The organism is Rhizobium sp. CC1099 (genome assembly GCF_029714385.1).
Lineage (GTDB): Bacteria > Pseudomonadota > Alphaproteobacteria > Rhizobiales > Rhizobiaceae > Rhizobium.
Genome location: NZ_CP121642.1, coordinates 1619001 through 1631402 on the forward strand (window position 1 = coordinate 1619001; position 12402 = coordinate 1631402).

Annotated in this window: 10 protein-coding genes and 1 pseudogene; 3 read left to right on the forward strand and 8 right to left on the reverse strand. The window is 59.9% G+C overall.

Features of this window, described 5'->3' with window-relative positions; translation table 11 throughout:
- Positions 1 to 237: 237 nt before the first annotated feature.
- Positions 238 to 772 (forward strand): annotated as a pseudogene (locus QA644_RS28930) (IS5 family transposase); the annotation flags it as partial.
- A 1475-nt stretch (positions 773 to 2247) separates the two neighbouring features.
- A complete protein-coding gene (locus QA644_RS28935) occupies positions 2248 to 2640 on the forward strand; it encodes a cytochrome c family protein (RefSeq protein WP_074072222.1) in 393 nt (130 codons plus the stop codon).
- A 55-nt stretch (positions 2641 to 2695) separates the two neighbouring features.
- On the opposite strand, the gene rpe is transcribed toward QA644_RS28935, so the two are convergent.
- Genes rpe through QA644_RS28975 form a run of 8 tightly spaced genes read right to left on the reverse strand, consistent with a single transcriptional unit; the run spans position 2696 to position 11307 of the window.
- Complete coding sequence (gene rpe / locus QA644_RS28940) at positions 2696 to 3385, reverse strand: ribulose-phosphate 3-epimerase (RefSeq protein WP_283072675.1); 690 nt, start codon at positions 3383 to 3385, stop codon at positions 2696 to 2698.
- Complete coding sequence (gene cbbX / locus QA644_RS28945) at positions 3382 to 4320, reverse strand: CbbX protein (RefSeq protein ID WP_246763426.1); 939 nt, start codon at positions 4318 to 4320, stop codon at positions 3382 to 3384. The genes rpe and cbbX overlap by 4 nt, the downstream gene beginning before the upstream one ends.
- Positions 4313 to 4732 carry a ribulose bisphosphate carboxylase small subunit gene (locus QA644_RS28950; RefSeq protein ID WP_194730907.1) on the reverse strand — a complete coding sequence of 140 codons (420 nt, stop codon included), beginning with the start codon at positions 4730 to 4732 and terminating at the stop codon, positions 4313 to 4315. Before QA644_RS28950 ends, cbbX begins: the two co-directional genes overlap by 8 nt.
- 10 nt (positions 4733 to 4742) lie before the next feature.
- Positions 4743 to 6203, reverse strand: coding sequence for a form I ribulose bisphosphate carboxylase large subunit (locus tag QA644_RS28955; protein WP_022716099.1), 1461 nt, complete (start codon positions 6201 to 6203; stop codon positions 4743 to 4745).
- A gap of 34 nt (positions 6204 to 6237) precedes the next feature.
- Entirely contained in the window at positions 6238 to 7317 is a 1080-nt protein-coding gene (gene fba, locus QA644_RS28960) for a class II fructose-bisphosphate aldolase (RefSeq protein WP_283072676.1), read from the reverse strand.
- A 29-nt stretch (positions 7318 to 7346) separates the two neighbouring features.
- Positions 7347 to 9359 carry a transketolase gene (tkt, locus tag QA644_RS28965; protein WP_283072677.1) on the reverse strand — a complete coding sequence of 671 codons (2013 nt, stop codon included), beginning with the start codon at positions 9357 to 9359 and terminating at the stop codon, positions 7347 to 7349.
- A gap of 11 nt (positions 9360 to 9370) precedes the next feature.
- Positions 9371 to 10243: a phosphoribulokinase gene (locus QA644_RS28970; RefSeq protein WP_194730904.1), complete on the reverse strand. Its 873-nt coding sequence runs from the start codon at positions 10241 to 10243 to the stop codon at positions 9371 to 9373.
- A gap of 14 nt (positions 10244 to 10257) precedes the next feature.
- Positions 10258 to 11307, reverse strand: a complete 1050-nt coding sequence (locus tag QA644_RS28975; protein WP_283072678.1) for a class 1 fructose-bisphosphatase — start codon at positions 11305 to 11307, stop codon at positions 10258 to 10260.
- 117 nt (positions 11308 to 11424) lie between these two features.
- On the opposite strand from QA644_RS28975, the gene QA644_RS28980 reads away from it, so the two are divergent.
- Positions 11425 to 12369, forward strand: a complete 945-nt coding sequence (locus QA644_RS28980; protein ID WP_239600397.1) for a LysR family transcriptional regulator — start codon at positions 11425 to 11427, stop codon at positions 12367 to 12369.
- Positions 12370 to 12402 lie beyond the last annotated feature (33 nt).

Sequence of the window (12402 nt, forward strand, 5' to 3'; positions counted from 1 at the left end):
AAGCCGTCTGCGTCATTTCGTTCGAGCACTAATTATCGCTCTTGTAGCGCTCGGCCGCAACACGTTTCGGAGATTTTCGGAGTTCGAGTGTGGTGAGGGCCGGCGCCCATTGCAGGGGCGCCGGGCTCCATTCTTCGTCCGCTTAGAGGCGCAAAACGGCTGCCTCGCTCTCAAGGACGAGTGTCCGGTTAGAGCCCCCGAAAGCGGTCGTTGGTGGCATTTGCTACATAATTCCGCGATCTTGGCCTCATGGTCGATCGCGAGCGCGCCGGACGGGAAGCGAGCCCGAGCGGCGGTATTCTCGATAGCCAGTCGGTCAAGGCACCGGCCCCTGGCGCCGAGCGGGCCTTTCGATGGCGCCAAGAAGATTGTCGGCCGAAAGCGCCATATCGCCGTCGACACCGACGGCCGCTTGTTGGCCGTTAACCTGACCACCGGCGATATCTCGGACAGCGCCGGGGCTCAGATGATCCTCACCGCCATTCGTAAGCGCTGGCCTTGGATCAAGCATCTGTACGCCGACACCGCCTACGACCGGGGCAAGCTCATGGACAAGGCCGCCTATCTTGATTTCGTCATCGAAGTCGTCCGACGCATCGAAGGCCAGCCTGGGTTCAATGTTCTGCCGCGACGCTGGGTCGTCGAGCGGACCTTCGGCTGGATGACACGATGGCGGCGCCTTGTCCGCGACTACGAGGCCCGCATCGACGTGTCAGAAGCCATGATCCATGTCGCCATGGGCGGTCTTCTGCTCCGACGTATCAGCCACTGACGTTCCCAAACGGACTCTCAGTGGAAGACTGGCGTCCGGGCGCTCATTCTCCTATCGCGTTCAGCTCTTATGTTTGCCGCCCTGTGGGTTGCTTTTCGTTGCGGCCTTGATCTGATTGGCGAACGTACTCTCCACCTTTATCGGAGACTTCTCCTGTTTCGGTTTCCGCGCTTCGCGGTTGCCTCTTACTTGTCCTTTAGCCATTGGTGCGATCCTTTTTGAAGTTAGAATTGATGTGTGAGGACAGATTCACAACATTCCGATACGACGATTTCGATGTCCTCGTTGAACGATCCCGCGACAAGTATTTGGAGGTCCCGCGTAGGAGCTACATGGCCGGCCAGCTTATTGGAGTGGTGCCCGAAGCATGTTGAGCTCGGACGAAGACATGTATGAAAGATCGAACACGGAAGACATTCTGTCCTCCTTTGAGAAGGCTAGGGTGTGGCGGCCTTCGATCAGCAGCCCCCTAATAAAGACCGCTGAAGAACGGACCATGCGCTCTTCCCTTTCTCAATACAACTGAATTCGGTGAAGGCGCGAAGCGGGGACATGAAACTGGCGGCGAGAAAACGACGATCCGATCGGTCAGCATCACTGCCTCGTGAAAACCTCGCCATCAGCACACGCGTCGGGAGCGACGGGTGAGGAAGTTGCTGTTCGCTCGCCTCAAGGGAGACGAGGCGAACAACTGATCGAGGATCTAGCATGCGAGGTTTTGAGTGAGGCCAGGCTCACATATTCTCAGCCGTCCTCCAGGAAGAGCCGAAAAACCACCGATGCGCAACCCTTCTCCTCCCGCAGCTGCAGGTTTCTATGCATGATCCAGGCCCGAAAGGAGCCCTCCTCTGCGCGGCGTTTGTTGCGCCTTTCCAGCGGATGCCCGCATCGCGGCCGATCGTCGGATTTCCCTCTTAGATCTCTGTACCCTTCGGTGGATATTCGCACCGCCATCGCACGACGCGCAAGTTCGGATGCTCCTCCGACCACCTGGCAATCTGAGGAGGCGCCTGGGCCATGCAGGCCATCAAGCTTCCCCTGTTTTCGAAATGAAGATGTTCATCCCGGCAGCTTGAAGGCCTGTCCGCAATACAAATTGTCAAGACGAGTTCGATAAATAACATGTCGCACCTTTCGACCAACGAGGCCGCGCCGCAGCAATTTTTTCTCTCAGGCGCCGCAGCCGCGACCGCCAACCAGCCGCGCCCCCGCGGTGCTGGAAGAGGTAAGGGTATGAAGAGGCTAAGAGCTTCGCCCCGGCCCGTCAATCGCGACGTTCGTCCCGCGCGATCGATGAGGGTTCAATGGCCAATCAAAGGGTTGACTTACATTCCCTGGCGGGTAACTTTTTTGCCGGATCGCAAGTCTGCCGTCACCGTACGGAAGGCCATACGATCCAAAATGGCTGGCGCCGGTGGAGGAACAGCAGCGCCTGCCTTCGTCAAAGGGCACCCTTGGCGAAATGAGGAAATATCATGAACTATCATATCCTTCTGATCGGTGTATCAGTTGCGATCTTTTCTGCCTGCGGGGTCAATGCTCAAGACGGAGATGCCAACGCAGGCGCAACGGTGTTCAACAAGTGCAAGATCTGTCACAGTGCCGACACTGACCAGAACAAGGTAGGCCCGTCTTTGAACGGAGTGATCGGCAGGGCTGCCGGCTCGCATCCCGGGTTCTCTTATTCCAAGGCAATGACCGATGCGGGCAAGGCCGGCCTGAAGTGGGACGAGGCATCGTTGCGCGACTACCTCCACAATCCGAAGGCGAAGGTGAAGGGCACCAAGATGGCTTTTGCTGGCCTGAAGGACGATGCCGACATCGCCAATCTCCTCGCCTATCTCGTGCAATTCCAGAAGAAGCAATAAAGGAGAAGACCGCCGGCAGTCGCCGGCGGTCTCATCATCCCTTGGCTTGCTCGGCTTACGCTGCCTGCTGCGCTAGCGCCTTGTCTGCCTGTCGGCGGATCGCTTGGATATTGCCCGCATAGGCCGACGCGTCATTGCCTGCGAATATGGCCGAGCCCGAAACCAGGACGTCGGCACCGGCAGCAGCGATCAGCGGCGCGGTTTCGGCCGTAATGCCGCCATCGACTTCGACATGGATCGGACGATAACCGATCAACGCGGCCACGCGGCGCACCTTTTCGGCGACCGCCGGAATGAAGGCCTGACCGCCGAAGCCGGGATTGACGGTCATCAGCAGGACGAGGTCCAGCCGGTCGAGCACGTATTCGATCACGCTTTCGGGCGTCGACGGATTGAGCGCGACGCCTGCCTTCTTGCCGAGATTGCGGATCGCCTGAAGCGTTCGGTCGAGGTGGGGCCCGGCCTCCGCATGGACCGTAATGTAATCGCAGCCGGCATCGGCGAAGGCGGCGAGATAGGGATCGACCGGCACAATCATGAGATGACAGTCGAACACTGCGTCCGTCCGGTTGCGGATCGATTTGACGACCGGCGGCCCGAAGGTGATGTTGGGCACGAAATGACCATCCATGACATCGAGATGGATCCAGTCTGCGCCCGCCTTGACGACCTCCTCCACCTCATCACCCAACCGGGAAAAATCTGCCGAAAGGATGGAGGGGGCAATGATCGATTTGCGGCTCATGACCTGGCCTCCTCTTGTCTTGCTGCGCTGTTGAAGACGCGACTGGCCTGGATGTCTTCGGCAACGATGGTGGACAGCACCTTGGCATCAATCGGGCCGGCGGAAGTCTCGAACAGCCGGTTTGCCTGACGCAGGCGCGCACGATCGAGGGCGTTGCGGATGGAGCGCGCATTGGCAAAATGCGGTTGGCGGCGCCGAAGGGCGATATATTCTTCCATGGCGGCCCGGGCCTTGACGTCGAAACGGTAGTTCTGCTTGGTAAGCGTCGCCTCGGCGATCCGCAGGAGTTCGTCGTCGGTGTAATCCGGAAAGTCTATATGATGAGCGATACGCGAACGAAAGCCTGGATTGCTTTCGAAGAAGCGCTCCATCCGGTCGGCATAACCGGCCAGTATGACGACGAAATCCTCACGCTGGTGCTCCATGACCTGCAGGAGGATCTCGATCGCTTCCTGGCCGTAGTCGCGCTCGTTTTCCTGCCTGTAGAGATAATAGGCCTCGTCGATGAAGAGGACACCACCCATCGCCTTTTTCAGGATCTCCTTCGTCTTCGGCGCCGTGTGGCCGATATATTGCCCCACCAAGTCGTCGCGCGTCACCGATACCAGATGCCCCTTTCGGATATAGCCCAGGCGATGGAGCAGATCGGCCATGCGCAATGCGACAGTCGTTTTCCCAGTCCCGGGATTGCCGCTGAAGCTCATGTGCAACGTTGGCGTTTCATGAGCGAGTCCGAGACGCTTGCGCGCGCGTTCGACCAATAGCAGGGCCGCGGTCTCCTTGATTCGCTGCTTGACCGGTGCAAGGCCGATGAGGGAATTGTCCAGCTCGTCGAGGAGCTCCTTGACGCCGGACTCGACATATTCCGCCCGCAGATCGATGGCTGATGGCTCCTCGCCATCGATCTTAGGCCTCATGGGGACCGCATCAGCCATAACGTTCTCCCGCCGGCCGGTCTGCCGCATAAGAACGTGTGGTGTATTGGAGCCGTCTGCCGGCCGCCTCCTGCCGCTCAAGCCGGAATCCCGGCTCTTCCGGGGGACGATTGACGATGAAGGAGAGGCGAACGGACTCCCATCCGTGGCTACTGTCGAAGGCGACGAGCCGGATATAGCGGTCGCCATAGACCTTCCGGCACTCGTTCAGCTCCATTATCAGCGCGGCTGCGTCCGCATTGTCGAACATCGGATGACCCCACATGTCCCAATAGGTGTTGCGGGGATGGGGATCATCGGTGAACTCGAGGCTCGTCGCCCAGCCCTTGTCGATGCAGTATTGCGCCTGCCGGGCGATCTGCTCGTCCGTCAGCGGCGGCAGGAACGAGAATGCTCCCTGGGTGATATGCATGTGAGGTCTCCTATTCTGCTGCTGTGGCCGTCGGCACGAAATCCGGCGTGTCGGTCGAGGTGTAGTTGAAGGTCACGTCCTTCCAGACGTCGAGGGCCTGCTGCAATGGCTGGCAGTGGCGCGCCGCCTCGCGCAGGATCTCCGGTCCCTCGTGCACGATGTCCCTCCCCTCGTTGCGGGCGAGCACCATGCATTCGAGCGCAACGCGGTTGGCCGTGGCGCCGGCGGCAATGCCCATCGGATGTCCAATGGTGCCGCCGCCGAACTGCAGCACGACATCTTCACCAAGAAGGTCCAGGAGCTGATGCATCTGCCCTGCGTGGATGCCGCCGGAAGCAACGGGCATCATGCGGTTGAGAGAGGCCCAATCCTGGTCGAAGAAGATGCCGTTCTCCAAACGCATCGGATTGAAGCCTTCGCGGCAGACGTCGTAGTAGCCGCGTGTCGTTGCGGGATCGCCTTCCAGCTTGCCGACAACGGTTCCGGCGTGAATGTGGTCGACGCCTGCAAGCCGCATCCACTTGGCGATCACCCGAAAGGACACGCCATGTGTCTTCTGGCGCGTATAGGTCGAGTGCCCGGCGCGATGAAGATGCAAGATCATGTCATTGCGACGCGCCCATTTTGCCATGGATTGGATCGCCGTGTAGCCGATGACGAGGTCGATCATGACGATGACCGATCCAAGCTCCCTGGCAAATTCAGCCCGCTCGTACATGTCCTCCATGGTGGCTGCCGTGACGTTCAAATATGTTCCCTTGATTTCGCCGGTCTCGGCCTGGGCCTTGTTGACCGCCTCCATGCAGTAGAGGAAACGTTCGCGCCAATGCATGAAAGGCTGCGAATTGATGTTCTCGTCATCCTTTGTGAAGTCCAACCCGCCCTTCAGCGCTTCATAGACCACGCGACCGTAGTTGCGCCCCGAAAGGCCAAGCTTCGGTTTCACGGTCGCGCCAAGCAGCGGGCGACCGAACTTGTCCAAGCGCTCGCGCTCGACGACGATGCCGGTCGCGGGCCCCTGGAAAGTCTTCACATAGGCGACCGGAAACCGCATGTCCTCCAATCGCAATGCTTTCAGCGGCTTGAAGCCGAAGACGTTGCCGATGATCGATGCGCTCATGTTGGCAATCGAGCCTGGCTCGAACAGGTCGAGGTCATAGGCGATATAGGCGAAATACTGGCCTTGCGCATTCGGCACCGGATCGAGCCTGTAGGCCTTTGCGCGATATTTCTCGGTTGCCGTCAGCCGGTCGGTCCACACGACCGTCCAGGTGGCGGTGGAGGATTCGCCCGCGACGGCCGCGGCAGCCTCGACTGGATCGACGCCGTCCTGCGGCGTGATGCGGAAGAGCGCGATGATATCGGTATCCTTCGGCTCGTAATCAGGCTCCCAGTAGCCCATTTTCTTGTATTCCATCACGCCAGCTCTGTAGCGTTCCGCACCTGTGACGGTTTGCGATTTATTGGCCATGACTTGGTCCTCTCGTTGTCTTCTGTATCGCCGATCAGGCGGCTTTGGCTGCTGTGGTTTTCGGATCGAGTTCGCCCGCGGCATAGCGTCTCGCCATCTCATCTAAGGCAATGACCTTGATCCTTGAGGCGTTGCCCGCCGTGCCGAAACGTTCGAAGCGGTCACGGCAGAGATTGCGCAAGGCATCCATTGCTGGTTTCAGGAATTTTCGCGGATCGAATTCCTCCGGATGCTCTGCGGCGATCTTACGAAACTGCCCCGCCATCGCCATGCGACAGTCGGTATCGATGTTGACCTTGCGGACCCCATGGCGAATGCCGCGCTCGATCTCCTCGACGGGCACGCCGTAGGTCTGCGGCATTCGTCCTCCGAAGCGGTTGATGACGTCCTGCATTTCCTGCGGGACCGAGGATGAGCCGTGCATGACGAGATGCGTGTTCGGCAGCTTGAGGTGAATTGCCTGGATGACGCTCATCGCCAGAATATCGCCGTCCGGCGCCCGGGTGAACTTGTAGGCGCCATGAGACGTGCCGCAGGCGATCGCCAGCGCATCGACACCGGTGCGCGCGACGAAATCGACGGCCTGGTCAGGGTCCGTCAGAAGCTGCTCATGTGATAGAGCACCTTCAGCGCCATGACCGTCCTCGGCAGCTCCGGTGCCGTTCTCCAGCGAACCGAGAACACCCAGCTCCCCTTCGACCGACACGCCCAGCCAATGGGCAATGCGCGTGACCCGTTCGGTGATTGCGACATTATACTCATAAGACGAAGGTGTTTTGGCATCCGCTTCGAGAGAACCATCCATCATCACCGAGGTGAAGCCGTGGCGTATCGCCGTCATGCAGGTCGCTTCGTCGCTGCCATGGTCCTGATGGACGCAGATGGGAATGGCCGGATAAATCTCCGAAAGCGCCTCGATCATGCGCGCCAGCATGATGTCCTTTGCATAGGCACGGGCACCCTTGGAGGCCTGAAGAATAACGGGAGCGTCACAGGCGGCAGCAGCCTCCATAACCGCAAGGCCCTGCTCCATATTGTTGATATTGAAGGCGGGAACGCCATAACCGTATTCCGCTGCATGATCGAGCAGCTGGCGTAATGCGATGCGGGCCATCAGCCTGCTCCTTTCACGTTGAACTGACCTCAGGCCGCAAGTCTCAGCGCCGCCTCCACGACGGCCCCGGGGGTGATGCCGAAATGGTCATAGAGTGCGGCGGCAGGAGCGCTGGCACCGAAGCCCTCCATGCCGATGAAAATGCCACCGTCTCCAAGGTATCGGTCCCAACCGAGACGCGCCGCCGCTTCGATGCCGATCCGCGGACGAGTTCCCAGCACTGCCTCGCGGTATTCGGACGGTTGTTGTTCGAATAGCTCCCAGCACGGCATGGACACCACCCTCGCCCCGATGCCGTGTGCAGCTGAAAGCATATCGGCAGCAACGCAGGCAATTTCGACCTCGGAACCGGTCGCGAGGAGCGTGACGGGTGATGGTTCCGAGGTCGCGCGCAGGATGTAGGCTCCGCGCGCAGAACGGTTTTCTTCGCTATTGGCCGGGCGACACATCGGCAGGTTCTGCCGCGACAGCACAATCAGGCTCGGACGGCTGCGGTCCTTGAGGGCCTGTTCCCAGCATTCGGCCGTCTCGACGATGTCGCACGGACGATAGACGTTCAGGTTGGGTGTCGCGCGCAGCATTGCCAGATGCTCGATCGGCTGATGGGTCGGCCCGTCTTCTCCAAGGCCGATCGAGTCATGCGTCATGACGTAGATAACCTGCTGCCCCATGAGTGCCGAGAGGCGGATGGCGCCGCGCGCGTAATCGGAGAAGGCGAGAAAGGTGCCGCCATAGGGAATGAACCCGCCATGCAGGGCAAGGCCGTTCATCGCAGCCGCCATTGCGTGTTCGCGGATGCCATAATGGATATAGCGGCCGGCGTAACTTCCCGGCTTGATCGGCTCCATTCCCGCGGTCAGTGTCAGGTTGGAATGGGTCAGGTCCGCCGAGCCGCCGATCGTCAAATCCGTCGCGGCGTTGATGATGCCAAGAACCATTTCGGAGGCCTTGCGCGTGGCGACCTTGGTCGCCTTGGCCTGATGCGTTCGACGAAACTCGGCAAGTTCATCGAAGAGTGATGTGTCGATCTCACGGTCTACGGTTCTCAGGAAGGCGGCGCCTTCGGGAGCTGAAGCAACGCGGTTGAGCCACTTGACCCGCTCGGCTGCCCCGCGTGCGGCAGCATCGCTCCAGCGCTCCAAAATAGCCTCAGGAACCTCAAAGGGCGCCGCTCTCCATTTCAAGGCGTGTCTTGCCGCGGCGACTTCGGCTTCGCCGAGCGGCGCGCCATGCGTCTTCTCCGACCCCTGAAGATTTGGCGCGCCCTTGCCGATGATGGTACGGCAGGAAATGAGCGACGGCTTGTTCGAAACCCTTGCCCGGGAAATCGCCCGGCCGATCGCATCGAAATCGTGCCCGTCGATCTCCTGAACGTCGAAGCCCGCCGCCTGGAAGCGTGCGAGCTGGTTCATCGAGGTCGAGAGGCTGGTGGGACCGTCGATCGAGATGGAATTGTTATCCCAGAACACGATCAGCCGCGACAGCTTCAAATGGCCGGCAAGGTCGATCGCTTCATGGCTGATGCCCTCCTGCAGGCATCCGTCACCGGCAATGACATAGGTATAGTGATCAACGAGCCCGTCGCCATAGCGCGCATTGGTCACGCGCTCGGCAAGCGCCATGCCGACCGCCGTTGCGATACCCTGGCCCAATGGACCCGTGGTCGTCTCGATGCCCAGGGCGTGACCGTACTCGGGATGCCCGGCAGTCCTGGCGCCAAGCCGGCGGAACCGCTGCAGCTCCTCAACCGTCATATCCTCATAGCCGATCAGGTAGTGAAGCGCATATTGCAGCATCGAACCGTGGCCGGCCGAAAGAACGAAGCGATCACGATCGGGCCAATCGGGGTGCGAGGGATCGATCTTGATGAAGCGGTTGAACAGCACCGTTGCGACGTCGGCCATGCCCATCGGCATGCCAGGATGGCCGGAATTGGCCTTTTGAACGCCATCCATGGCAAGCGCCCTGATGGCATCGGCCATGTCTTGTTCCGCTACGATAGCGGGTTCGATAATGCCCTGCGGCTGGAGTTGCGTGTTCATCGCTTTCATCCTCATGAGGCGCGGTTTTTGCGTTCGATCAGTTGCATGATCAGGGGTGTCAGGATCAGCTGCATGGCGAGATCGAGCTTGTTTCCCGGCACCACGATGGAATTGGCGCGCGACATGAACGAGTCGTGGATCATCGACAGCAGATAGGGGAAATCGATGCCGCGCGGTCTCGCGAAGCGGATGACGAGCATCGATTCGTCAGGCGTCGGGATCCAGCGCGCGATGAACGGGTTGGACGTGTCGACGATCGGCACCCGCTGGAAGTTGATATCGGTCAGTGTGAACTGCGGCGTGATGTAGCGTACATAGTCGGGCATGCGCCGCAAGATGACGTCCATGACCGCTTCCGTGGAATAGCCGCGCGCTTCGCGATCACGGTGGATCTTCTGGATCCATTCGAGATTGATGACGGGCACGACGCCGATCTTCAGGTCGGCGTGACGGGCGAGATTGACCTTGTCCGTCACCGCGCAGCCGTGCAGCCCTTCATAAAAGAGCAGGTCGCTTTTCGGAAAATCGCGCCATGGCGTGAAGCTGCCCGGCGGGACGTCAAAGCGCGCGGCCTCCTGTTCATCGTGGATATAGGTCCTTGTGTGGCCCGTGCCGCTGCGACCATATTCGTCGAAAACGGCTTCGAGCGTCTCTAGTTCGTTGGCATCTGCGTTGAAATGGGTGAAGTTTGGATTGCCGTTCCGTTCCTCCTCGGCCACCTTTTCCTTCATGGCCTGCCGGTCGTAGCGGTGAAATGCGTCTCCCTCGATGAAGGCCGCTTCGATTTTCTCGCGCCTGAAGATCTGCTCGAAAATCCGCTTGACCGACGTGGTTCCGGCGCCCGACGATCCGGTAATCGAAATGATGGGATGCCTTGCCGACATGTCTTGTTCTCCGATCAGGCCCTGAAGAGACCGCGATTGCTGAAGAGCGGCGCTCGCTCGGCAATATTGCTCGGCTCGGTGTGGTAGCGCCCAATGCGCATGACCTCCCGCGCCGAGCCGAAGACCAGCGGAACGCGCTGGTGCAGTGACGTGGGCGTGAGGTCCAGAATACGGCTGATCGTGTCGGTGGCGGCTCCGCCGGCCTGCTCAATAAGGAAAGCGATGGGATTGGCCTCGTAGACCAGCCGCAGCCGGCCCTCGCCATAGCCCCTGCGCGTGTCGCCGGGATAGAGATAAACGCCGCCGCGCATAAGGATGCGATAGGCATCGGCGGCAACGGCCGCGATCCACCGCATGTTGAATTCCTTTTCACGCGGCCCTTCCGTCCCCTTCAGGCAATCATCGACATAAAGCCTGACGGCCTCGTCCCAATGACGATAGTTGGAGGCATTGATCGCGAATTCCTGGGTCCGCGGTGGAACGACCACGCTTTCGTGGGCTTGTATGAATACGCCGCCACCCGAGAAAAAGACGAAGACGTGGGTGCCGCTGCCGAGGCTGAGAACCAGCGCAAGCTGCGGGCCGTAGATGAAAAAGCCGGCGGCGAGCTGGGCGTCTCCCCGTTGGAAGAAGGAGGCGTTAGGCTCGCCGACCGGATCACCAGCCGCTGGGAGGATGGAGAAGATCGTCCCGATGCAGACGTTTATGTCGATGTTCGAGGAGCCGTCCAACGGATCGATGGCGACTGCAAGCGGAGCTTTCGGATCGAGGAGCGCTGCGTCTTCGAGTTCCTCGGAGGCGTAGAGGCAGACAGGCGCCTCTCGCATCGCGTCGATGAAGAGGGCATCGGCCAGGACGTCGAGATCCTTTGTTATGTCGCCGCCTGGACCAACATGGCCGCGTTCTCTGGAAAAGGCCTTGCCGGGCGCACCTTGATTGATCGTGCTGTAGAGCGTGACCGCAGCGGCAGCCAGCTGCCGGATCGTGACGGCGGCAGCTTCGCAATGCGGGCGACCACTGCCGATATGGAAATTCAAAAAGGCGTCTAGCGTCGACGAAGTCATAGCCTACCTCCCCGCCCGCTCCTCACTGCCCGGGCATGGCAACATCGAAACAGGAATTTCGAGTTAAGTAAAATTTATTGTATTTACTAGTTAGCTAAAAAAAATTAAGCTAACCTGATGAAGAACCTGACGCTTCGACATTTGCGTGCAGCGCAGGAGATCGCGCGGCACGGAACGATCGTGCGGGCCGCCAATGCGCTCGGCCTCACCCCCTCGGCCGTCACCATCCAGCTCAAGCAGATTGAGGAGGATGCCGGCATCATCCTTTTCGACCGGACAAATGACGGAATTCGCCCAACGGCGGCGGGCCTTGCTTTCATCGATGCCGCCCAGATGATCGAGGAAAGGCTGCGCCAGCTGGACGACGAAGTCGATGCAATCAAGGGCGTGCGCACCGGCACCCTCGCCCTCGGCGTCGTCTCGACCGCAAAATACTTCGCGCCGAACATGATGGCGACCTTCCGCAAGAGCCATCCCGGGATCGCCGTTTCGCTCGCCATCGGCAACCGGGCAGAAATCATTACAAAGCTTAAAAACCATGACGTCGACATCGCCCTGATGGGCCGTCCGCCCAAGGACATGCCGTTGCACTCGGTGGGATTCGGCGACCATCCGCTGGTGATGGTCGCACCGCCCGACCATCCCTTGGCAGGGAAACGGGACATCACCAAAGAGGAGATCGCAAAGGAACATTTTCTCGTCCGAGAACCCGGTTCGGGCACGCGCATATCGCTGGAAATCTTCCTCGGCGAGATTCCTGGCAGGCTCGATGATCTGGGAACCGAGATGTCGTCGAACGAGACGATCAAACAGGCCGTCATGGCGGGCCTTGGCATCGCTTTCATTTCGGCCCATACCATCGCCATGGAACTGGAGTTCGGCAAACTCGTCACCCTCGACGTCATCGGCATGCCGATCCGCAGGCAATGGTTTTCGGTAACACGGACGGACAGAACCGTCTCCCCGGCGATGAGTGCCTTTCAGGTGTTCCTGCGTGAGCGGGGAGCCCAATGCCTGCCCTTCTTCGACAAGCTTTATCCGATGTTGCAGCAATCCGATTGAAGATCTTCGGCCGATCTTAAACCGGACGGCCAC